This window comes from Streptomyces sp. NPDC052016, assembly GCF_044548445.1.
In the GTDB taxonomy this organism is placed as follows: domain Bacteria; phylum Actinomycetota; class Actinomycetes; order Streptomycetales; family Streptomycetaceae; genus Streptomyces.
In genome coordinates, this window is the sequence record NZ_JBIUBX010000051.1 from 1 (window position 1) to 20,576 (window position 20,576).

Here is a 20,576-nt window from a genome sequence, read left to right on the forward strand (position 1 = left end):
AGCTGCCGCCACGTGCAGCCGGAGGTGGCCACGAAAATGATCGCCGCGAGGCATTCGCGGTCCCCAGCCCGCCGTCGCCCGCCGCCCTGCGGGCGCATGACCTCCGTCGGCGGGACCACCCGCCGGAACAGCATCCACAAATCGTCGGGCACCAACCGCTCGACCAAATCCGTCATGCACGGTTCAACGAGCGATCACACCATCAGAAACGGCGTCTTAGTCCGGGCTCCTCGCCGCCTGCGTCGGCGCAGGCCTGCGGCGTTGCCGCGGACAGCGCAGCGGAGCATGGGGGCTGTTCGCCGTGGCCGCTGCGCCCTGCGGCCGTCGTGTGTGGGCGGTCAGTTCTGTCCGTTGCTGGGGCCCTGGCTGGCTGTGATGGTGGCGACGGTGTCGTAGAAGGACAGGTGATCCTTGATCTGCGGAATGGAGTCGATCGGTTCCGGATATGCCCAGGCCACGTCGGTGTGCTCGCCGTAGGACCAGTAGGAGGCTTCCCCCTTGTAGGGGCAGACGGTGTGGGTGTCGGTGGGCCGGAGCAGCTCCAGGCTGACGTCCTGAGGGGGGATGTAGTAGCGCACGGGCAGGCCGGTCTCGTACACGAGGACCGGGTGCCGAGTCTCAGCCACTACCCGTCCGTCGATCTCGACGGTGACGTACTGGGTGGCGGACACCGCTTGGACAGTGTGCTCCTGAGGACTGGTCACGGCTGTTCCTTCCTTCTCGATGCGTGTGCTTCTCGGGATATAGGCGGCTCTTGCGCGCGGCACGTCTCCGCCAGGCGTCCGTGGATAGACCGATTGCTTGGGGTGAGTGGGAAACCGAGTAGAGCGAGGCGCGCCGGTGGGCCGTGGCTATGGGCGGCCAGATCGTGGGGAAGCCCGGTGGCCACCGGCTGGTTCTGTCGTGTGGTCTGTGCGGGGCGCTCGGGCGGCTGTCTGCGTTCCGGTTCGCCGGCTCCCGGCAGCCGCCCGTGCGGCGCCGTGGTGGTGGCGCCAGTGCCACCACCACCGCTCAGACGCGTCTGCGGCAGACGCTGGTTCGGGTTCGGTTCAGTTACTGGAGCCGGCGGCGTCGCGGCGGGCGAATACCTCCCCGGCGGCCTCGATGGCGTCAGTGGCCCTGACGAATCCTCCGACAGCGGACATCAGGGTGATGGCCTCGACGATGTCGTTTCGGGTCGCTCCGCTGTTGAGTGCCGCCTCGATGTGGAAGGCGAGCTGTTCGGTGAGGCCGCCCAGCGCAGTGATCGCCGAGACAAGGGCGATGTGCTTGGTCTTGTCGTCCAGGCCGCCGCGTGCGAGCAGGTCTCCGTAGAGGTGGCCGACGGCCAGTTGGTGCAGCCCGGGAGCGATCTCCTCGGCAAGATCCCAGCCCTCGCCATGGGGCAGCTCTTCGGGGTTGAGTGATGCGAGGGTGGCCGCTCCCTCGGTGAACCGGGCGTCTGGCGTGCCGCGACCGGTCTCGACGGTGCGGGGCTCGTGGGGCTTTGCTGTGCCCTGGTGGTCTCGCTGGTCGAAGACCTGCTTGCCGTAGTGAAGGGCGGTCATGGCATTGGTGATACCGATGTTCAGGGCGAGGTGGGTGAAGATCTCCGAGATCTCCTGACGTGTCCAGCCGGTGTTCAGCGCACCGTTGGTGTGCCAGACGATCTGCAGGGGCGTGGTGTTGATGGCCGCGTAGGTACTCATGACGAAGAGCTCGCGGTACTTGATGGAGGTGCCGGGGTGTAGGAAGAGATCGTTGTAGAAGACTGCCACCACGTCCCGCCAGAAGTGCGGCGCGAGCGTGTTGACGGCGGTGTAGGTCTCGTCGGTCGGGCCTGCCGGATAGACCTCCTGGATCGTCTGCTGCGCGCGCTCCCAGCGTTCCTGGGGGGTGCCGCCGGGTGCGTCTCCCTCGAGCCAGACCCGCTCGGCCTCGGTTCCCTGGCCCTTGTCGTCCCGCTCGGCGAAGACCTTCGCCGCTACAGCGATAGCGTTCACGGATGTCGGGGTGCCGGCCGCCTGCGACATGGTGGCCAGTCCCTCGATGATGGTCTGCCGAGTGGCTCCGGCATCCAGGGCGGCATGGATGTGTGCGGGGAGCCGTGATGCTCCCTTCTTGCCGATCGCGGCCAGGGCGGCGACGGTGGCGAGCTCGCGGTCCGCCGGTGACAGGGCGGGAGTGGTGACGTACTGGTCCAGGAGGGCCTGGTACGTCTTCCGCAGGTTCTCGGCAGCGGCGTGGGCGATGTTCTGCTCGGTCATGGTGCGGTTTCTCCTGGATGGAGTGCTGTCGATCGGGTTGGTGTTCTTGGTGGAAACGCTGGTGCAGGCCGGGACTCTCAGCCAGTGGGCCGGGGATGAATGCGGTAGTGCCGATCCAGGGTGCTGAGAACCGGGGCGGGTAGTGCTCGCGGCCCGGTGGGAACCTGCTGCTGTGGGTGCGATGCGGGGGCCTGGCCCGGGCGGGCGCCCGTACGGGGGAGTGGCGCCGCCCGGGCCAGGCGGGGAAGGAGGTCAGCCGATGGCGGGGCGGCCGCCGGCGACCTCGAGGACTGCACCGGTGATGTAGCTGGCGCGGTGAGATGCGAGGAAGGTGACGGCTTCGGCGACTTCCTCGGGTTCGGCGATGCGGCGCATGGCCGTGGTATCAGCGACCGCCTTGAGGGTGGCCTCCTCCATGGCATCGGTTCCAGGGGTGCGGGTCGGGCCGGGAGCGACCGTGTTGACCCGGACGCCACTCTCGGCGTACTCGGCAGCCCAGATCTGGGTGAGCTGTTCGAGGGCCGCCTTGGAGGCGGAGTACATGCCGGTGCCCTTGGTCGTGACGGCCGCGGCGAGGGTGCTGATGTTGACGATGGACCCCCGGCCGCGCTTGGCCATGCCGGGAGCGAGTGCCTTGACCAGCAGGTAGGGGGCCTTGGTGTTGAGGTCCATGTGCAAGTCGAAGAGGTCCTCTGTCATCTCCGACGTGGGTAGGAACTTGTAGACGCCGGCGTTGTTGATGAGGACGTCTACGTTGCCGGCTTCCTCGGCCAGGCGCTGGACGTCCTTCGCGTCCGCGAGGTCGGCCTGGAGGAATCGGGCGGTGCCACCAGCAGCCTCGATCTCGGCCACCACCGAGGCGCCGCGCTCGGCGTCCCGACCGTGAACGATCACTTCGGCACCTTCCTGCGCAAGCTGCACGGCCACAGCGCGACCGATGCCTGCGGTGCCACCCGTGACGAGCGCTGTGAGTCCCGACATTCCCATGGTGTCTTTCCTTCTGCGTGGTGGTGGTCGGCGGTCCGGGGAGCTGTTGTCCTCACCTGCGCGAAGGACCGTCGAAGGATATTCACAGGAGCCTTCAATGATGAAGCATCCTTGGTCGGTAACGACCGGCGCGCCCGGTGCATTCCCCTCGGCCTCGACCTCTTTCGGCGCTCCGGCGCAAGGCCGGCGCCGACCCCCGACGGCCGAGACATTGAAGGACCCTACTACAGCACTTGGGCCTACATTGAGCGAGGACCCTTAATCGGTCGCGAGCTGAGATGCTCGACGGGCAGGGCGGGGGGCATCACGGGCCTCGCAGCCCTCGCCGAGATGTAGCTCACGTCACTGATGTAGGGTCCTTAACGACACCTCTGCCCGGTCGAGCCGTCGTCGGGCGGCTGGGGCCGGCTACCGCACCGGTCTGGCGCCCGGTCCGCCTCTCCCATCGGGAGCTGCACCCTCAGAGCATCGCGATCACTGCGGTGCCGGTGCCTGGCCGGGATGGTCGCGGTCGGCCACGAGAGGCGGGCAGGCATTCGGAAGGTGAGACCGATGAACACAGAATGCCCAGCGTCCACTGCGACGCTGGCTTCCTCCAGGCAGAGGGCTGAGCACGCCAACACCAGCCTGATGCAGTCCCCGGCGCCCCCGCCTGCCTGCGTGCTGCAGAGTTTCGCGCGGGAAGCCACCGCGGCACGTAAGGCGCGTGCATTCGTCTCCGAGACCCTGCAGCGTTGGGAGATCGGCGACCGCCTGCCGGACGTGCTGCTCTGCACCGGGGAACTGGCAGCCAACGCCTGCCTGCACACCATGCCCGGTACAGGCGATTTCCTGGTGGGGGTCTCGATGTGCCACAACACTGTGCGTGTTGCAGTGCACGATCAGGATCCCCGCCCGCCACAGCTAAGGGCCGCGGGCGAAGAGGCGACGGCCGGGCGGGGCCTTCTCCTGGTCGAGGGCCTCTCGGATCGTTGGGGCGTGGATCTGCAGCCCCCCGACGGCAAGGCGATATGGGTGGACTTCAAGATCGCAGTCACGTAGTGAACGCGCCTGTGCTGGTCGGCTTGCTTTCAGCGCCCCCTGCGTGGCGCGCCCCGCGCAGGCCCCTGAGCTCAGCCGGGTGAGGGCCGTGAGCGCGGCCGGATGAGAGCCGGGCATACCGTCCTGGGCGGGGCAACCACGGCGGTCGGCTGATCACAACGAGGACGCCCGTGGATGCATGCGGTCGGCCGGGACCGGGCATGGTGCGGTCCAGGTCAGAGGCGGACCACAACCAGGGCTGTGTCATCGGTGGAGATGCTCAGAGTGCTCAGCGCTTGTGCCAGGTCCTCAGCCTCATCCTTGGAGTGGACCGCGAGGTGGTCGGCGAGACGTTGAAGCCCTCTGTCGATGTCTTCTCCGCGGCGCTCGATCAGCCCGTCGGTGTAGAGGACGAGGGATGCGCCTTCCTGGTATGTGGTGGTGGCCTGGGGGCGGGGGATGTGCTCCGGGGTGGCCCCCAGTGGCGGATCGGTTGCCTGGTCCAGAAACTGGACGGTGCCGTCCGGCTGGACCAGGGCGGGGGGTGGATGGCCGGCGCTGCTGTATGAGATGCAATGCTCGCGCCAGGCGATGACCGTCTGCACGGCAGTGGTGGACAAGGCGCCCTCTAGAGAGCGTGCGTACAGGTCCAGGCCATCGAGCGCCGAGGCGGGGCCGTCCACGACGCGCATGGCGGCGCTCAGGGCACTGCGCAGCTGCCCCATGACACCGGCTGCTTCCAAGCCGTGGCCCACGACGTCGCCGACCGCAACGGCGTAGGTGCTCTCTGAAAGTTCCGTTACGTCGAACCAGTCACCGCAGACATTGAGTGCGTCGACTGCCGGGTAGTACCGCACGGCCACGGCGTGGTGGCTCAGCGGCTGCAGTGCGGGCAGCATCGCTTCCTGCAGTGCGAGTGCAACCTGTCGTTCGCGGGCATTGGCCATACGGAGGCGTTCGTTGACTTTCTGCAGCTCACGGGATCGGGCATACAGCTCGGTTTCCATCTGCCGCCGCCTGTGATCCGCCGCCGATTGGTCGGCCTGCACAAGCCCGGTGATCTCCTCGAGACGGTGCACGATCATCAGCACACGTGCATCGATGTCCAGGACGGGGGCGTTGATCAGGCTCCAGTACCGCTCCACGAATACGCCGGGGCATTGCGCATCCTGCACATCATGGCGGACCGGGCTCACAATGTCCTGCGTGCCGGTCTGCCGGACTCGGAGCAGCGAGTCCTCGAGCCGACGCATTCCGGCACCCTGGGGGTCGTGCGGGTTGTCGGGATATGCGTCGAAAACATACTGACCGATGAGCTGGCCCCGGCTGCGTCCGACCAACTCTTGGTAGGCAGCGTTCGCATCCAGGATGAGAAATTCGGGGGAGAGCACCAGCATCGCACTGGGCGACGCCTGGAAGATGGCTCCGTAATCAATCCACGGTTGTGACACGGCGCTTCCCACGCACGGGTGTTGCGGTCGGGCTCGTTGCTTTCCCTCTCAGTATGCGCGGTGACTTCGGCAGCGCGGCAGGGCCCTCCCCTGCCTGTTCACAGGGCCCCTTCGTGCGCTCCCTCTCGCATCCCCGCTCACGGGCTCGCGAACGGTAATGCTCAGCCGAGCAGCTCGGACGAGGCGGTCACCACGCTGCTGGGGACTTCGTGGCCGCGGGCGTGTTCGATGTAAGTGACGCAGTACCCGTCGTCTTCCAGTTCGGGCACGATGCGGTGGCTGGTGCCCGTGATGGGCAGGACGGTGTCGTGACGTCCGTGTGAGATCAGGACTCTGGGATTTCCGTTTCGGTGGACACGCGGGACGAGACCGGGCGAGTAGGCCAGAACTCGAGTGAAGAGGTCGCCATTGGCCAGGCCGAGGCCCAGTGCGTAGGAGGCGCCATCGGAGAATCCGGCCAGGGCGATGCGGTCGGCATCGATGGGAAAGTGGTCGAAGACAGTGGCCATTGCGTGCTGCAGGCTGGTCGCGTCCTCGCCGAAGGCTCCCTGACCGACCGCGTCCCAGGTGATGTCGTCGGAGTTGGGGGCCAGCAGCAGCGCGCCGTGCTGGTAGGCAGCCTTTTTGAACAGGGCGAGCATGTCACCGGGTACGCCGGCGGCTCCATGCAGGGCGACGAGCAGCGCAGGAGGCCGGAACGGCAAGGGCTCCGGAACATGGAGCAGGGCTGGCTTGGTCGGTGTTTCCAGCCAGTGCACGCCCGCGCTGAGCGCCGGGTAGCGAGGTGGGGCCGGCCGTACAGCCAGGGTGCCGTGGGCGAGGCCGTATCTGTTGGTGCTGAGCATGATTCCTCCATGAGGCAAGCACTCATGCCGTCCGGCACGATCCGGAGACAGCGGAGGGCGGCGTGCCCCCGCGAAGGGGCAGGGGCACGCCGTGGTCGACGATGTAAGAGGGGGATGCGCTCCCGCCGTGACGGTGACGGCGGAAGCGGGCACATCCGCTGCATCGGGTGGGCAACAGGCGTCTAGAACGCCGGGTCGTTCTCGGGTACGGCCTCGGATGCGGTGACCGATGAAGCCACAAGCCGGACGGACTGCGGCTGCGGCCTAAGGGTGCGCAGCAAGATGGGCACCGTGACGAGCGCGAGCGCCGCTCCCAGCCAGATCACGACGTGCAGGGCCGTAGTGAAGGCCTGTGAGGCAGCCGGAAGACTGGTACGCACCCCGCCGTTGAGCTCTTCGGTCACCAGGGCCGGATCGGGCACCTTTCCAGCCAGCTGGGCCGCCGTGATGCTGATCAGCAAGGACCCGCCGATGGCCGCGGCCGCGGTGTCCGCGGTCAGACGGAAGGCGTTGAACATGCCCGCCGCCATGCCCGCCTGCTCCAGTTCGACACTGGAGACGGCGGCACCGTCCAGCACGGCGAGAGTGACCCCGTAGCCGAAACCGGCGACAAGGAGTGGCCCGGCCAGAGCGCCGACGCCCACGCCGGGACCGATCACCGACAGCCAGGCCATGCCGCCGGCGACCAGGGCCATGGCTCCGGCGAGCTGGGTACGCAGCGGCAGCAGACGGCTCATATGGGTCGCGAACAGCGGCATCACCAGCATGGGAGTGGTGAACAGGACCAGGATCCCGCCGGAGTGCAGGGCGCTGTAGCCCTCGACGGCACTGAAGTAGGTGGGCAGGAGCACCAGCAGCGGCAGCAGGCTGAAGGCCAGGGCCATCGCGGTCGCGCTGATGCCCATGAACCGCGAGTGGCGCAGCAAAGAGAGATCGAACATGGGCGCCGTGTGGCGCTTTTCCACGGCGTAGAAGAGAGCCATCAGCGCGACGGAGCCGGCCAGGGAGCCCAGCACGAGGGCGGAGGTCCAGCCGAACGCCGGCCCTTCGACGAGCGCGAAGATGAACAGGAACAGTCCGGCGGTGAAGGTGATGGTGCCCGGCCAGTCCAGGCGCTGCGCTGCCGGGTTTCGCGATTCACTGAGCAGCGGTGTTACCGCGGCCACGAGGAGTCCCACGGCGGCCGGGACGGCGAACACACCACGCCAGCCGACGGCAGCGACCATGACACCGGAGATCAAGGGGCCGAAGGCGAGGCCGGCGCCGAGCGCGGTGCCGAAGATAGCGAAGGCGCGCACCCGGGCGGGGCCGTGGAAGCGGGCGGCCACCAGAGTCGACCCCGCGGTCAGAGCGGCGCTGGCGCCAATGCCGCCGGCCGCCCGCGCGATGTCCAGGACGACGATGGACGGCGCAGCCGTGGCGATTGCGGCAGCCGCACCGAACAGGGCGATGCCGAACTGGAAGACACGCCTGCGCCCGACGCGGTCAGCGAGAGTACCGAAGGCAAGCATCAGCGACGCGAACATCACGTTGTAGCCGACCACCACCCACTGCAGGAGCTGGGTGCTCGGGTGGAATGCCTCGGCGACGCCGGGCAGGGCCACACCCGCCCCCGTCAGAGCGACCGGGATGTTGAAGACGGCAAGTGAGACGAGCAGGAGAGTTACCCACGACGGAAGCTGCTTCTTATGAGCAGCCTGCTTTGATGTTGCTTCACTCATAATTGAAGGACCCTACATCATGGAAGAAGCCTTACCCCTCTTCGTCGCTGTGAGGTGAGTTACGGCCTTCGTGTGCACCGCGGCGCCGCTGAGGGTGTGCGGCTGGTCATAGATGCCAGCCCGGCACTGCCTGGCAGGGAAGGAGGGACCGGTCCTGCCGCCCTGCAACCGATAAGGGCCCTACAACCATGTAGCGTTATGCTTTAGTGCAGTCACCGAGAGGCAGGCCAACGATGACCACGAAGAAGAGCAGTCACGTGCCGGCCGACGCCCAGTCCGCGCCGACCGTCCCGGGCAGCATGCTCAGCTTCCACCTGAAGAGGGCCGAGCAGGCGATCGTGGCACGCAAAGCACACGGCGTGCGGGACCTCGACCTCACCGAGGCGCAATGCAAGGTCCTCGGATACCTGACCGGAGGCGCCGCGAAGTCATGCACGCAACTGTCCCGCGAGGCACTGGTCACCTCCCAGACCATGACCGGCATCGTCAAGAACCTGGAAGCCAAAGGGCTGGTCGAGCGTCACGCATCCCCCGATCACGGCCGGGTCATGCTGGTCTCCCTCACCCCTGCAGGCGAAAAGAGGGCCGCCGCGGCAAAGAGCTTCTCCGAACGCATCGAACACGGACTACGCGAAGACATGTCCGAAACGGACTACGCCCAACTGGTCGCACTGCTGGACCGCGTCGCCGACCTGGCACCCCAGGTCGAAGCCAAGGCCGAGCAATAGCCAGCACCCCCACGCCAACCAAACCACAGCAGGCCCCAAACCCCCTCGCCCCAAAGGGGGTAACCACGACCCGACACTCGGACAGGTCAGCCTTCCCCCTCAACCGCAGCTGGCACCCACGCCGCAGAGCAGCATCCCGCTACGCCCTCCCTCTTGCAGACGCACCGGAGCGGGCCGTGAAGAAGGCCGTGCGGCACACGCAAGAGGACCCGCTGGCCGAATAGCTACCGGTCGTCGGGCCAGGTGGCCAGCACTTCGGCGGTCTCGTCGTCGGTGAGGGTGACGCGGGCGTCCGGCATGCTGCCGTACTCGCCGATCCAGCGGCGGAACCTTTCCCGCGCGACCTCCTCACGGTGCCACCAGCCGTGTTGCACCGGCCGGCCGCCGGATTCGAGCAGCAGGTGGTAGCGGCCGGCGCCGGTCATGCGAGGCGGATCCCTCGCGACCGCCCCGGCTCGCGGACGATCGCGTGTTTCGCCTCCAGTTCGCCGAGCTGGTAGTGCACAGAGGCCCGGGTGCGCACGCCGACAGCCGCGCCGATCTGCTGCATCGTCGGCGCCTCGCCGTGGTCGGCGATGTGCCGGCGGATACAGCGCAGGATGCGCTCCTGGGTCTCGGTGAGGTAGTCGACGCGATGCATACTTCAATTAGAGCGTTTGTGCGAATCTGAGGGGCAAACGAAGACACGGTAGGCCGGGAGGAGCAGGTGGGTGGTGAGCAGCCGCTCTCGCGTCTGGACGCGTTGCGTTTCGCCCGGCGCGTCGTCGAGCAGCAGGCTGTCCGGCAGCTGGGGCTCATCGACCGCTGGATCGCCGAGGAGGAGCGGCGGGAGGCGGAGCGGCGCCGGGGAGAGCGACTGATCGGTTGAATCGGGCAGACCGGTGAGGCCTCGGATGCCGGGCCCTTGGAACTACCGGCTTCAAGCGACGTATCGCCGGGCTGCGCCACCCCACCGTGACGAGCGCACTCACCCGAAAGTGAGTAACAACCCGGCCCACCAATCCGGACGGGACGGACCCGCCGCGGGATGCGCCGGCGACTCGTCACAAGAGAAGAAGGGACTGGAACCGATGCGGGCTGCACCGCTCGCGCGCTCCACGCCGCGGCCTTCCCACCCGCACCCCGGCCTCTCCTCCGGCGGCATCGCTCCCTTCGGCAGGCCTGGACGGCCTGCCCACCGGGTCAGGGGCTGTCGCCGGACCAGTCGAAACGGCTGCGGTCGCCCGGACGAGGGTCGTACAGCGCCCGGCCGCCCGGCCCGAACTGCCCGAGGTCCGTCAGCAGGGAAACACTGGTACCGATCTCATCCTGCGTCCAGCCGGTGATGTCCAGCAGCAGCCCGTCCAGCGGACCGCCGACCAGTTCGACGTAGCTCCGGCCCGCCAGCGGTCCCGGGTGGTCGGGGTCGGCGCCGTAGACCCGGCCGCACAGCAACTGCTCGTCGTCGCTGTTCATACCGTCCAACCTTCCAGCCGCCACTGACAATGCTGCCGCTGGCAGCGACGGGCCCGAGGGGATCCACTGAGGGATCCGCCCGGCGCGGCGGAACAGAATGCAGTCCGGGGGCGCGGAGGTTGCAATGGCCGTCCGCAGCAGGTCGAGTGCATCGCATCGTCACCACAGCCACGCGGTGGAGTGCCGCACTCGGGACAAAGCACGCGCGTCGCGGCGCGCGGCCGCGTTGCCGATCCGGTTCTGCTGGGACCGGGGCCGGCGCGACTGCCCGGCGGCAAGGCGGCGACGTCCGGCGTCCTGGAGTCGCTTCCGCTGCTTGCGCAGCTCCGCCTTCTTCGCCGCCTTCGACTTCGGTTTCCGGGGCCGTTTCCAGATCGGCTGCCACCCCAATGGCTCATCAGGTTCGGGCTCCTGGTCCTCGTCGAGCGCGGCGGCCATCTTCTCTCGGGCGGCGTGGGCGCGGGCGAGGGCTTCGTCAAGGCTGGGTTGTTCTTCCGGGGTACTCACGCGACTCCTTCTGTGGTGTGTGCTGGGTGCCGGGCTGCTGGGCGTGCGGCGGCGGGACCGCCGCCGGGGCAGGCTGCCGACGCAGGCCGTAGGCGGCTTCGCGTGCCCGCCGGCTGTTCTGGAGCGTGGCGGCCACCTGCGCGGCGGCGACTTCAAGGGTTTGGCGGGTCTGCTCCACCGCGTCGACGTCGACTCCGGTCTCCGGCTCCAGGAGGCGGCCATCCTTCCGGCCGTCACGGAACGGCCACGGGTGCGACCTCGAGGCGGCGGGCACCGCGACGGCGTACGGACGGGGACGGGAGCCCAAGCGCTCCGCTCGCCGCGCGGCGCGGACCCGGGCGGCCAGGGCGCCGGCGGCGATGCGGGCCCGCTCGTACGGGGCCGCCGTGCGACTGCGGGTCAGCGGGCGCAGCACGGCCTGGTCCTCGGTGTCGCTCGGGTACAGGGCGCGCAGGTCGGCGGTCATCCTCCGGCCACGCCCGACGGGGCGGGTGTAGTCGTCGACGGCGGCCCGCACAATCCGTTCGTCCAGGCCGGGGTGGTGAGGCCGGCCGCGCAGGACGTAGGCGAGGTGGCGGCGGGCTTCGGCGAGCAGGTGGTGGCGTGCGAACGCGCCGCGCATCACATAGACCACGGCGACGGTGTCCACGGCGGCCAGGGCGATGTCGACCACCGGCCGCACCCGCGCCCACGCCGCCGCGGCCGCCGCTCGCGCCCGCGCCGCAAGCCGGTAGACGGTGCAGGCGCCGAACGCCCGGATCGCTGAGGTGCGCCAGCGCGTCCGCAGCTCGGTCAGCGACCGCAGCTCGGTGCGCTTGGGCGGGCGGGTCTGGTCGGCGGCCTGACAGGCCAGCGCGTAGGCGGCCCGCTCCCCCGGCGCATGCCCGTGCTTCTCCTCATACTTGGCCGTCAGGACGGGCAGCGCGTCCTCGATCTGCTGACGGCGGGTCGACTGCCAGCCGATAAGCCGCTGGTCGATACCCGCGATCTCCATGACCGGCCGGCGGCCGGGCGTCACCTCGCGCGGCTCCCACGCCCACCCGAGCCGGGCCGTCACCTCCTCCATGAAGTAGAGGGTGTAGAGGGTGTCGGCGGCGACTATGTGGGTCATCAGCGAGTCCGCCGACAGGTTGCCCCACTTCCCGTCGTGCGGCCGCCGGGCGCGGATCGACACGACCGCGTGAGTGTGAAGCAGCGGCCTCGATTCCGTGGCTCTGGACTCGTAGTGCCTGAAGACCGCGATGACCAGCCCGTCCTTGACCCGGGCGCGCTCCTTGCCGCCGGCCTTCCAGCGGATCTCCGCGACCGACTCCTCCGTCCACGCCAGGGTCTTGTCGCGGGCGATGGCGTCGCACAGCTCCAGCACCCGGCGGTGCCGGTCGTCCATCAGTGCCCATGCGACGTGTGCCGTCGGCGGGGGCCGGAACGTCAGGTCGAAGGCCAGCCAGGGGGTGCGCTCCTTGGCCTTGTCGGTCTTCGGTGAGCGGTTGTGCTCGATGGGCCTGCCCAGCACGGTCGCCCGCCTCGCCTGCGCCGGAGTCTTGCCCTGCGCCAGGAGCTCGCGCTCGATCCGGTCGGCGTCCGGGTGCCGGCCCTCCCCCAGGAGCAGCTCGGCCTGCCGCTCGGTCACCACGTCCCCAGCCGCCAGGCCGAGCGCGGCCAGGCCCTGGCCCTTCCACACACCGGGCGGGACACCGGCTTCGTCCTGGGCGACGCGCAGCGGCGTGCCCGCCCGGCGGTGGCCGTCGCCGACCATCACACCACGGAAGAGGTAGCGCCACCCGTTCCCCGGGCGGACTGGCGACATGCTGATCATCGGCCCATGAAGCCCCAGCGCTGACCTGCGCAAAAGCGCGATCCGGGGTCCTTCCCGCTGGGCGGGAGGGCATCGCCAGATCTTTACCGGAGCGCCCGCCAGGCGGACCGCCAGGCCAGCCCGAGACGGTAAGCCTCCGGTGTGTGCACTCTCCCGCGCATGGAAATCACCAGAGACGGAATCCCCTGCGCCCTCTGCCACACGGTCACCACGGAGTTGGCGTACCTGGTCCTCAGCGCCCAGTTCTCCTTCCCGCAACGAGAGGTCATCAAGGACCGCTGGTGCCCTGTCGGCTGCCGCCAGCTTCAGCCCATCCGATGGAAGGAGGCGATGCCGCTGCTGCCCGGGGACGACGCCTGACGACGCCGTGCGAATGCTGCGGGCAAGCCGAACGGCTAGCGCGTCACCCGGAAGCGTCCAGACCTGGCGCTTCAAGTGCTGCGGCTGGCAGGGATCGCCACCAGTTCAGAAGACACCCTCTGACGATGTTTCCAAAGGTATGCAAGTGCATGGGCAGGTCTCGGGCCATCCAGGAGGCGTTTCCTGCCGCAGCAGCAAGCCCTGAAGGCCGTTCGTCAGGGGCGGCCCCGCTCGTCATAGGTGGGTAGCACATCGGTTGTGGGAAGGGAATGCCTGCGTGGAGTCTCTCCGATCGGAACCTGTAGACCAGGTTGATGGCCTTCTTCAGCCGGGTCCACTCCCAGTCAACCTGCGCATACTCTTCTGGCCGGGTCTCCGGGGGGTCAGGTCGGTACTTGTTCATGCAGGACATGAACCTCGCGGTGGCCTTCACAATGGGAACGAGCTGCTCTGCTACGGCCTCCAGGTGCGCATCGCCTCCAGCTTCGAACAGTTGCTCCGCCAGGGCCGGCATCTCTTGCCGAAGCCGTTCAGCAGGGGCTAGGTCCCTGAGCGCCTCCCGGCCGGCGATGACTTCCACCGCTGAGACCAAGAGCAGCCAGGCCATTTCTGGGTCCGTATCGGCTATCCACAGGGCGTCTCTGAACTGGCGGGCCGCACGGACAAGCGTTACGGCGTCCTCTCTGCTCAGAGCGAGGTATCGGTTCATCCAGTCGGCCAACGGCTCGAGACGAAACTGCTGCGGGGTGGGGTAGATGGAGCGTGCGGCTGCTGTCCAGTCAGGCACGCGATGTGCGTAGAACGCAGGAGTACCCCGGTCGGTCGGCTCTGCCGTAAAGCGCCGGACGTGTCCTCCCGCACGCAGGCGCACTCCTGCTACGACGGAGATGAGACAGGCGATCTCATCGTCGAGAGAGAGGCTCAACCAGCCTTCGGTGTCCGTCTTGTCCATCGGCTGTACATCGAAGTCGGGACTGTGGTCATCGAGGTAGATCGCAATGACCGGGGCCAAGCGCCCGTTCTCAGGCTGTCCGAGGCAGTTGGTCAGCACGTACGGAGGGCATGCCGCCTCAAGCCCGCCGGTTGCGCTGCTGTCAGAGTGGAGCAGGAACTCGGATCCACCGGTCCGAGGACAACCTCGGTCCACGAAGTGGCGGGCGTTCCAGCTCCACGGCGCCGAGACGTTGAACTTCTCACCAGTCATGCCCTCAAGGTGGACCAGCCTGGCTCACCGGCACAACGAGTTTCGACTCTTGGGTGCGAGCCTGTAAGCCGTCCTGTCTTGGCAAAGCTGCCATCCCACAAGGGCCTGCTCTGCGGGCCCCGTCATTGACCCCCAGGTTGAGGGGTCGGCCGTGAGCATGCGCGAGGTCTCACCGTTCGTCACGCGGTCCTCGCCCGTAGGTTCGAGGTCCAGCGCGATCCGCACCGCGTACTTGGTGTCGCCCATCAGGTTCGCGATCCGCACCGCACGGCGGACCGATACCTCCAAAGGCTCCTCATCGAAGGAGTCCAGTGCCGTCCGGACGAGCTTGAGTATGTAATCGCTGCTGCCACCCCAGAACGCTATGGATCTCGGTAGCCGGCCCGCACCACATTATGGCGATTCGGGCCGTCCCTGCGGTGGTTGTCTCCCTGATCGCCTGTTCCCGCCGAGGCATCCGGTGCCGCGCTTGTTGACCGAGGTACGGAAGTCGGCTCGTGACCGGGGCACACCACCACGCGGCGAGGGTGATACCGAAAGGCGTCGGCCAACGCAGGAGGGGCTGTGACCGGGTGTCCCGACTACAGCCCCTCTGGTCAGCTCGGTGCTTACCGGGTAAGCACCCTTCGGCTTCCGGCTGGACTCCCTCTTCTGCTGGGCCCGCTGTGCAAGCGCTTCTTCCGCGGCGCTTTGCTGCTGCTGTTCGGGCAGCTGCCCAACGCTGCGGGCGATCTTGACCGGCAGTTCTTTGTCTTCCAGGGCCTGCTTGAGCTCAGGAGTGAGCTTCAGGAGAGCGAGGCGCTGGGTGACCCACCCGCTGGACTTGCCCAAAGCCCGGGCTACAGCGCGCTGCGAGCCATGGACTTGGACGAGCCGTTCAAGTGCTTTGGCCTCGTCGAGCGGTTCCAGGTCTTCGTGCTGGACAGCCGCGATGAGTGCCGTCTCCAGCAAGGTGTCGGCGTCGGAGGCGAGCGCGTCGTCGACGTGGACGGGAACCTCGTCAAGACCGGCGAGCTTGGCACCGGCGAGGCGACGGTTGCCGTCGACGACGACGTACTCGGCTGACGCGAGGTCCTGTGCGTGGTCGGGGTGCGCTGCCAGGAATGCTTCGCGTGTGACGATGGTGAGGGGTTGGATGATGCCCTTGCTGGTGAGGCTGTCCGCCATCTCCTCTATGGCCGCGAGGGTGGCGCGGGGGTTGTAGGGGTTCGGTGCCAGCCGGTCGACAGCAACCCGGAGTGAAGTGTGGGTGGCGGCTGCGGCCGGGGCCTCCGTGGTCTGTCCGGCAAAGGCAGCAAAGCTCGCGGCGCGGCTACTCATGGGTTGGGCAACAGCGTCGAACGTGGCGGAGCCGCCGAGGGCATCGGCTTTGCTCATGTCAGCCTCCGAGCGATCTCACGCATGTGGTGGGCTTGGTCGGATTCGGGGGAGTAGGCGAGGAGTGCTCTCTGGAGCCGGACGGCTTCACGCTGCTCTTTCAAGTCGCCGATGACCGCAAGGACGGGCGGTGTCCCCAAGCTTTTCCATTTCTCGAGGGAAGAGGTAGCGATGTACCCGCGTCGTGAGTCGTATTTGTTGACTACGAGGCCGAGTTGGTCCACGTCGATGTCGTAGTCGGTGGCGAGGGAGTGGACCTGGTTGATGAGCATGCCGTACGCCTGCGCGGACGTGTCTTCGGCTTCGACGGGGATCACCAGGCCAGACGAGCCGGGCTTCTCTCCATCGCGGCGACGGCCGTAGTAGATGGCGGCATCCATGGCCAAGCCCAGGCTGGGCGGGGAGTCGATGACGATGACGTCGAAGTGCTCTTCCAGTGGGGATAGCGCTCGCTCAAGGGCAGCGTGCCGGGGCCCGCGGAACATGGTGAGGCCGGAGTCGAGCAGGAAGGCATCGAACGCCGCGGGGAGGATGCGCAGCCGGTCTCCGAAGCGCGTCTCCTCTATGTCGACGGTGAGGTCGATGAGCGGGGTGCGGGTCTGCTCCCTGTTCATGTGAGTGATGAGGCTCTCGCTACCGGCAGGGATGGCCTTCAGACCCAACTGGTGGGAGAGGTGTCCTTGGGGGTCGTAGTCGACCATGAGGACACGGAGACCCGACCTTGCGGCGGCTTGAGCGAGAGAGGCGGTGTCCTCTGTTTTACCCGGCAGCACGTGGGGATCTTCCGCCAGGGCCTGCGCGAGGCCAGCGGTGACGGCGGTCTTCCCTACGCCGCCCTTCTGGTTGCAGACGATGATGCGCCGTGTGGGTGGAGCCTCTTCGTCTGCGGGATTCTGCTCGAGCCACAGCGCCACGGACTGGGCAAGCCCCTGGATGTAGGAGACGCCGCGGGTGGCACAGTCCCGCTTGAAATCGTCGTAGAGACCTTGCGCCCCACCCGCAACCGCTAACCCCACCCACCGACCAGGCAAAACAGCCCAGACCAGCAAAAACACCAAACAGACCATTACACCCCAGAACTACCTACACCACACCCAGACACACTCCATACAGAACACATAACCCCAGCTCACACACCCGGCCCACCCCACTCAAACCGCCCACCCGACCTCTCAACAAACCCACAACACCCCAGGCCAACAACCACCCCGCACACCAACAGCCCCCCTCCGTGAACCGCTCCAGGTTCGATGGAGGCTCTATGCGTTGACTCCAGCCGCCGGTTGGGGCTGGCGTTGAGCGTAGTGGTTCGTCTCGTGTTGGTGGGGCGGGATGTCTCCGATGGGGGTGTGGAGGCGCTGGTTGTTGAACCAGTCGACCCATTTCCGCAGTGCCGAGTTCCACGTTGGCCAGGCCGTGCCAGGGCCTGCGGGGCTTGATCAGCTCCGTTTTGTAAAGGCCGATCTGGGACTCCATGAGCGCATTGTCCAGGGCGTCGCCGACGGTGCCGATCGAGGCGTCGATGCCAGCCTCGAGCAGGTGGGCGGTGAAGGCGAAAGACGTGTATTGGCTGCCCGCGTCCGAGTGATGAACGAGCCCGGGACCTGCGGGGATGCCGGCCCGGTCGCGGCGCCACAGGGCCATGTGGAGGGCGTCGAGGACGAGCTTGGACCGCTTGCTGGTGGCGGCCGACCAGCCGACGATCGCTCGGGAGAACACGTCCACGACGAAGGCGACGTAGACGATGCCGGACCACGTCGCGACATAGGTGAAGTCGGCGACCCACCGCTCGTTCGGACGGGATGCGGTGAAGTCGCGTCCGAGCAGGTCAGAGGCCCGCTCACGGCCGTCGTCGCGGATGGTGGTGCGGATCTTCTTCCCGCGTCGGGCACCCTCAAGACCGAGGTCACGCATCAGTCGGGCGACCGTGCAGCGGGCCACGGGTATGCCCTCGCGGTGCAGCTGCCGCCAGACCTTTCGCACTCCGTAGACGCCGAAGTTGTCGGCGTGGACGCAGCTGATCTGCGTCTTCAGCTCCGCGTCGCGGACCGACCGTGCACTGGGAGTGCGGTTCTTGGCGGCGTAGTAGGTGCTCGTCGCGATCTTCAGTCCCTGGCTGGTCAGGACTGCGCAGATCGGCTCGACCCCGAACACCTGCCGGTGGGCGTCGATGAACGCTACGAGCGCTTCGACGGCCGGTCGAGCTCGGCCGCGAAGAAAGCCGAGGCCGCCTTGAGGATCTCGTTGGCCCGGCGCAACTCAGCGTTCTCGGCCCGCAGCCGCTTGATCTCCGCGGCCTCCTCCGAAGTCACCCCGGGACGCTGCCGGTGTCGACCTCGGCCTTGCGAACCCACGTCCGCACCGACTCGGCGGAACCGATGCCCAGCTTTGCGGCGACCGCCTTCATTGCGGCCCACTCAGTTGGGTAGTTGGGGCGGACCTCCGTGACCATGCGCACCGCACGCTCACGAAGCTCAGCAGGGTAAGGGGACGGACGGGCCATGACTCGATCCTCTCAGGGAATCGAGCCTCCATCAAACCGGAGCGGCTCATCCGAGCGTTACCCGCGAACCCTTGGACGCCGTCGCTGCCGAGCTGAACGGGCGCCCACGCAAAACGCTCGGCTGGGAAACCCCAGCCGAGCGTCTGCCTGAACTGCTCGCGGCCTGATCAACACAACCACTTGTTGCGACGACCCCTGGAATCCGCCCTTACACGTGCCCCGGGGCCTTCACTCAGGCGACCGGATCCTCGGCCACGATCGCGTTGCGTGTCACCTCAAATGCAGCCTCCGTTTCCGGGTCACGCTCCATCATGCGCTCCCAGAAATCTCCTGCGATCCATTCCTTCGGCCCCATGCTCAGCCCGCCTCGCTGATAGATCTCCACACTCCATTGGGAAGGGATGGTGTCAGACACCTGCTCGAAGTACTTGCCGCTGTACAGGCCAGCGAGGTCGCCTGGCGAGTGCTCGATTCTCAAGGAAGAAGAACCGTCACTCCGTACATGCAGTTCGAGTACTACGTATTCCTGCCCTGGAGTGAAGTGGTATCTGCCATCAACAGGGTTGGGAGGCGTGTCTGGCGCGCCCAGGTAACGAACTCTCACTTTCGCTCCCCTCCGCCCAACTTTACCTTGTAGTCATAGTAGTAGACCTCTCCGCTCACTTCGTTTTTGTAGAAATGAATGTCGAAAGTTGCCCTGGTTCCCTCGCCTCCCGGGGTGTTCATTCGTGGAGTCGCATACTTACCCCACTGGTCGACACCGCCGTGCGCCTCAAAATATGCCTTCAGGTGCTTGTTTCCCATCTTGGAGCCCTCTTGAATCTTCATGGAACGCGCGATGGTTTCCGCGGTGAGGGCACCATCCTTGGTGAACATTGCGGACGCTGCAGCTACATCGACTTCGTACGCTAGCTGTTCTGCAAGCCGGGCCCCGTTAGCGGCGTTTGTCGCAGCCCCGTATTTGCCTGTCGCGAGCGCCTTGACGCCAGCCGCAGCAGCCCCACTACCCACTACCGCGCTTCCGCCGGATGCACCGCCGGTCGCCATTTCAGCGAGTTCAGCGGCGCAGACCGGGGCTGTGGCGAGGCAACCCTCACCCAGGGCGACGGCCACTGGGGCGACGGCCACGGCCGTCGCCACGACCACGACGACACCCAGCACCACTTTCTGCCAGGTTGCGAGCTTCGGTCGGTCTGGCAGGTCGTCGGCTTTCGGGTTGTAGTAGGGGTTCGTTCCCATGGCCCAGCAGGCTCGGCACTGCGATCCGTCTTTTCGCTGAGGCTTCGGGTCAGGACCCTTCTTGAACACCACCTGCGCCGACTTGTGGCCCCCGTCTGTCCGGATGGTGACGGTCATGGTGCCGCTTCCGGTACCGCCGCCCGCCTTCTGGTATTGGAACGCCTGGGTGTAGATCTGCGTGGAGTGGTAGGTCCATCCGCCGTTGCCGTTGGGAGAAAGGTGGTCCCGGTAGGTGCCGCCCTTGCCGTCGCTGCACCCGTGCTCGCAGTTCGTGATCGGCCGCAGGCCGGTGGGGTCGGACTTGGTGACGGGGGTGTTGTTGGCGTAGGCGTAGCCGTTGAGGGACTCGTGGTCTTCGGGGGCGAGGATGGGGTCGACGGACAGGAAGCGTCCGGTGGCCGGGTCGTACTCGCGGACGCCGATGTGGGTGAGTCCGGTGTCGGCGTCGGCGGGTTTGCCGAGGAAGCCCTTGTCGTCGGGCCAGGCCGGTGGTGTCGCGCCGCGGGCTTCGCCGAAGGGCTTGGTGTAGCGCCGGGTGATGGCCTGGGTGGTGGCATCCACCGTCATGGAGGCGGTGCCGTGGTGGTCGTCGACCATCCAGGAAAGGCTGGTTTCGGTGCGGATGGCGGTGGCGTCGCCGGCCGGGTAGTAGCGCTGGGCGCTGAACGTGTTGGCCGCGGTGTCGTAGTGGAGCTCCTGGCCGGCCAGGTAGAGGACGGTCTTGTCGGGGCCGCGGCGGATCAGGAGGTCGCCGTTGGCGTCGTAGAGGTAGTCGGTGGTCTTGGTGCCTTCGGTGAGGCGGACCAGTTCCCCTTCGATGTCCCAGGTGAGGTTCTGTGCGGTGCCGGTCGGGCCGTAGCGCTTGGTGGTGTTGCCCTGCTCGTCGTAGGTGTACGTCTTAGACGCCGTTTCTGATGGTGTGATCGCTCGTTGAACCGTGCATGACGGATTTGATCGAGCGGTTGGTGCCCGACGATTTGTGGATGCTGTTCCGGCGGGTGGTCCCGCCGGCGGAGGTCATACGCCCGCAGGGCGGCGGGCGACGGCGGGCTGGGGACCGCGAATGCCTCGCGGCGATCATTTTCGTGGCCACCTCCGGCTGCACGTGGCGGCAGCT

23 protein-coding genes and 1 pseudogene are annotated in these 20,576 nt (G+C 67.3%); 6 read left to right on the top strand and 18 right to left on the bottom strand.

What is annotated here, in order from left to right; translation table 11 throughout:
* The 4 genes from ACIHAR_RS38855 to ACIHAR_RS38870 form a co-directional block, all read right to left on the bottom strand.
* Positions 1-176, bottom strand: a 176-nt coding sequence (locus ACIHAR_RS38855) for a transposase (protein WP_400023979.1), incomplete at its 3' end; no start/stop codon positions are given.
* 162 nt (positions 177-338) lie between these two features.
* Positions 339-704: a DUF427 domain-containing protein gene (locus ACIHAR_RS38860; protein ID WP_400023954.1), complete on the bottom strand. Its 366-nt coding sequence runs from the start codon at positions 702-704 to the stop codon at positions 339-341.
* Between the two features lie 345 nt (positions 705-1,049).
* The gene (locus ACIHAR_RS38865; protein ID WP_400023955.1) at positions 1,050-2,246 is read right to left on the bottom strand and encodes a carboxymuconolactone decarboxylase family protein; all 1,197 of its coding nucleotides are present in this window, start codon (positions 2,244-2,246) and stop codon (positions 1,050-1,052) included.
* 252 nt (positions 2,247-2,498) lie between these two features.
* Positions 2,499-3,233, bottom strand: a complete 735-nt coding sequence (locus ACIHAR_RS38870) for an SDR family NAD(P)-dependent oxidoreductase (RefSeq protein WP_400023957.1) — start codon at positions 3,231-3,233, stop codon at positions 2,499-2,501.
* A gap of 660 nt (positions 3,234-3,893) precedes the next feature.
* Between ACIHAR_RS38870 and ACIHAR_RS38875 the strand changes: the two genes are divergently transcribed.
* Positions 3,894-4,274 (top strand): ATP-binding protein, encoded by a 381-nt coding sequence (locus ACIHAR_RS38875; RefSeq protein WP_400023958.1) that lies wholly within the window; start codon positions 3,894-3,896, stop codon positions 4,272-4,274.
* 215 nt (positions 4,275-4,489) lie between these two features.
* On the opposite strand, the gene ACIHAR_RS38880 is transcribed toward ACIHAR_RS38875, so the two are convergent.
* The 3 genes from ACIHAR_RS38880 to ACIHAR_RS38890 form a co-directional block, all read right to left on the bottom strand.
* On the bottom strand, positions 4,490-5,704 hold the full coding sequence (locus ACIHAR_RS38880) for a PP2C family protein-serine/threonine phosphatase (protein WP_400023981.1): 1,215 nt from the start codon (positions 5,702-5,704) through the stop codon (positions 4,490-4,492).
* A 161-nt stretch (positions 5,705-5,865) separates the two neighbouring features.
* Positions 5,866-6,549 (bottom strand): alpha/beta hydrolase, encoded by a 684-nt coding sequence (locus tag ACIHAR_RS38885; RefSeq protein ID WP_400023960.1) that lies wholly within the window; start codon positions 6,547-6,549, stop codon positions 5,866-5,868.
* Between the two features lie 182 nt (positions 6,550-6,731).
* Positions 6,732-8,270 carry an MFS transporter gene (locus ACIHAR_RS38890; RefSeq protein ID WP_400023961.1) on the bottom strand — a complete coding sequence of 513 codons (1,539 nt, stop codon included), beginning with the start codon at positions 8,268-8,270 and terminating at the stop codon, positions 6,732-6,734.
* Between the two features lie 233 nt (positions 8,271-8,503).
* On the opposite strand from ACIHAR_RS38890, the gene ACIHAR_RS38895 reads away from it, so the two are divergent.
* Positions 8,504-8,998: a MarR family winged helix-turn-helix transcriptional regulator gene (locus ACIHAR_RS38895; RefSeq protein WP_400023963.1), complete on the top strand. Its 495-nt coding sequence runs from the start codon at positions 8,504-8,506 to the stop codon at positions 8,996-8,998.
* A 224-nt stretch (positions 8,999-9,222) separates the two neighbouring features.
* Here the strand turns inward: ACIHAR_RS38895 and ACIHAR_RS38900 are convergent, their stop codons facing one another.
* Together ACIHAR_RS38900 and ACIHAR_RS38905 are read right to left on the bottom strand one after the other, a co-directional pair.
* Positions 9,223-9,423, bottom strand: a complete 201-nt coding sequence (locus ACIHAR_RS38900) for a hypothetical protein (protein WP_400023964.1) — start codon at positions 9,421-9,423, stop codon at positions 9,223-9,225.
* Positions 9,420-9,638 (bottom strand): LexA family protein, encoded by a 219-nt coding sequence (locus ACIHAR_RS38905; protein ID WP_400023966.1) that lies wholly within the window; start codon positions 9,636-9,638, stop codon positions 9,420-9,422. Before ACIHAR_RS38905 ends, ACIHAR_RS38900 begins: the two co-directional genes overlap by 4 nt.
* A gap of 66 nt (positions 9,639-9,704) precedes the next feature.
* On the opposite strand from ACIHAR_RS38905, the gene ACIHAR_RS38910 reads away from it, so the two are divergent.
* A complete protein-coding gene (locus ACIHAR_RS38910; RefSeq protein WP_400023986.1) occupies positions 9,705-9,866 on the top strand; it encodes a hypothetical protein in 162 nt (53 codons plus the stop codon).
* Positions 9,867-10,180: 314 nt separating this feature from the next.
* Here the strand turns inward: ACIHAR_RS38910 and ACIHAR_RS38915 are convergent, their stop codons facing one another.
* From ACIHAR_RS38915 to mobF, 3 genes are all read right to left on the bottom strand, one after another.
* Positions 10,181-10,453, bottom strand: a complete 273-nt coding sequence (locus tag ACIHAR_RS38915) for a hypothetical protein (RefSeq protein WP_400023968.1) — start codon at positions 10,451-10,453, stop codon at positions 10,181-10,183.
* A gap of 159 nt (positions 10,454-10,612) precedes the next feature.
* On the bottom strand, positions 10,613-10,960 hold the full coding sequence (locus ACIHAR_RS38920) for a hypothetical protein (protein WP_400023969.1): 348 nt from the start codon (positions 10,958-10,960) through the stop codon (positions 10,613-10,615).
* Positions 10,929-12,776, bottom strand: a complete 1,848-nt coding sequence (gene mobF, locus ACIHAR_RS38925) for a MobF family relaxase (protein WP_400023970.1) — start codon at positions 12,774-12,776, stop codon at positions 10,929-10,931. The genes ACIHAR_RS38920 and mobF overlap by 32 nt, the downstream gene beginning before the upstream one ends.
* A gap of 159 nt (positions 12,777-12,935) precedes the next feature.
* Between mobF and ACIHAR_RS38930 the strand changes: the two genes are divergently transcribed.
* On the top strand, positions 12,936-13,136 hold the full coding sequence (locus ACIHAR_RS38930) for a hypothetical protein (RefSeq protein ID WP_400023971.1): 201 nt from the start codon (positions 12,936-12,938) through the stop codon (positions 13,134-13,136).
* A 43-nt stretch (positions 13,137-13,179) separates the two neighbouring features.
* On the opposite strand, the gene ACIHAR_RS38935 is transcribed toward ACIHAR_RS38930, so the two are convergent.
* The 6 genes and pseudogenes from ACIHAR_RS38935 to ACIHAR_RS38960 form a co-directional block, all read right to left on the bottom strand.
* Positions 13,180-14,340: a hypothetical protein gene (locus ACIHAR_RS38935; RefSeq protein ID WP_400023973.1), complete on the bottom strand. Its 1,161-nt coding sequence runs from the start codon at positions 14,338-14,340 to the stop codon at positions 13,180-13,182.
* A 393-nt stretch (positions 14,341-14,733) separates the two neighbouring features.
* Positions 14,734-15,717: a ParB/RepB/Spo0J family partition protein gene (locus tag ACIHAR_RS38940; RefSeq protein ID WP_400023974.1), complete on the bottom strand. Its 984-nt coding sequence runs from the start codon at positions 15,715-15,717 to the stop codon at positions 14,734-14,736.
* Positions 15,714-16,772 carry a ParA family protein gene (locus ACIHAR_RS38945; protein ID WP_400023982.1) on the bottom strand — a complete coding sequence of 353 codons (1,059 nt, stop codon included), beginning with the start codon at positions 16,770-16,772 and terminating at the stop codon, positions 15,714-15,716. Before ACIHAR_RS38945 ends, ACIHAR_RS38940 begins: the two co-directional genes overlap by 4 nt.
* Before the next feature lie 204 nt (positions 16,773-16,976).
* Positions 16,977-18,220, bottom strand: a pseudogene (locus ACIHAR_RS38950) (IS3 family transposase).
* A 232-nt stretch (positions 18,221-18,452) separates the two neighbouring features.
* Entirely contained in the window at positions 18,453-18,698 is a 246-nt protein-coding gene (locus ACIHAR_RS38955) for a hypothetical protein (protein WP_400023975.1), read from the bottom strand.
* A 122-nt stretch (positions 18,699-18,820) separates the two neighbouring features.
* Positions 18,821-20,056: an RHS repeat domain-containing protein gene (locus tag ACIHAR_RS38960; protein ID WP_400023976.1), complete on the bottom strand. Its 1,236-nt coding sequence runs from the start codon at positions 20,054-20,056 to the stop codon at positions 18,821-18,823.
* Here ACIHAR_RS38960 and ACIHAR_RS38965 point away from each other — a divergent pair.
* Positions 20,039-20,374 carry a hypothetical protein gene (locus tag ACIHAR_RS38965; RefSeq protein WP_400023977.1) on the top strand — a complete coding sequence of 112 codons (336 nt, stop codon included), beginning with the start codon at positions 20,039-20,041 and terminating at the stop codon, positions 20,372-20,374. The genes ACIHAR_RS38960 and ACIHAR_RS38965 overlap by 18 nt on opposite strands.
* A gap of 26 nt (positions 20,375-20,400) precedes the next feature.
* Positions 20,401-20,576, top strand: a 176-nt coding sequence (locus ACIHAR_RS38970; protein WP_400023984.1) for a transposase, incomplete at its 3' end; no start/stop codon positions are given.

Bases quoted from the DNA above. Each gene is read 5' to 3' on its own strand.
- ACIHAR_RS38905 (WP_400023966.1), bottom strand. From the start codon at position 9,638: ATGCATCGCGTCGACTACCTCACCGAGACCCAGGAGCGCATCCTGCGC.
- ACIHAR_RS38865 (WP_400023955.1), bottom strand. From the start codon at position 2,246: ATGACCGAGCAGAACATCGCCCACGCCGCTGCCGAGAACCTGCGGAAG.
- ACIHAR_RS38960 (WP_400023976.1), bottom strand. From the start codon at position 20,056: ATGGTCGACGACCACCACGGCACCGCCTCCATGACGGTGGATGCCACC.
- ACIHAR_RS38940 (WP_400023974.1), bottom strand. From the start codon at position 15,717: ATGAGCAAAGCCGATGCCCTCGGCGGCTCCGCCACGTTCGACGCTGTT.
- ACIHAR_RS38915 (WP_400023968.1), bottom strand. From the start codon at position 10,453: ATGAACAGCGACGACGAGCAGTTGCTGTGCGGCCGGGTCTACGGCGCC.
- ACIHAR_RS38935 (WP_400023973.1), bottom strand. From the start codon at position 14,340: ATGACTGGTGAGAAGTTCAACGTCTCGGCGCCGTGGAGCTGGAACGCC.
- ACIHAR_RS38885 (WP_400023960.1), bottom strand. From the start codon at position 6,549: ATGCTCAGCACCAACAGATACGGCCTCGCCCACGGCACCCTGGCTGTA.
- ACIHAR_RS38890 (WP_400023961.1), bottom strand. From the start codon at position 8,270: ATGAGTGAAGCAACATCAAAGCAGGCTGCTCATAAGAAGCAGCTTCCG.
- ACIHAR_RS38930 (WP_400023971.1), top strand. From the start codon at position 12,936: ATGGAAATCACCAGAGACGGAATCCCCTGCGCCCTCTGCCACACGGTC.
- ACIHAR_RS38900 (WP_400023964.1), bottom strand. From the start codon at position 9,423: ATGACCGGCGCCGGCCGCTACCACCTGCTGCTCGAATCCGGCGGCCGG.
- mobF (WP_400023970.1), bottom strand. From the start codon at position 12,776: ATGATCAGCATGTCGCCAGTCCGCCCGGGGAACGGGTGGCGCTACCTC.
- ACIHAR_RS38895 (WP_400023963.1), top strand. From the start codon at position 8,504: ATGACCACGAAGAAGAGCAGTCACGTGCCGGCCGACGCCCAGTCCGCG.
- ACIHAR_RS38870 (WP_400023957.1), bottom strand. From the start codon at position 3,233: ATGGGAATGTCGGGACTCACAGCGCTCGTCACGGGTGGCACCGCAGGC.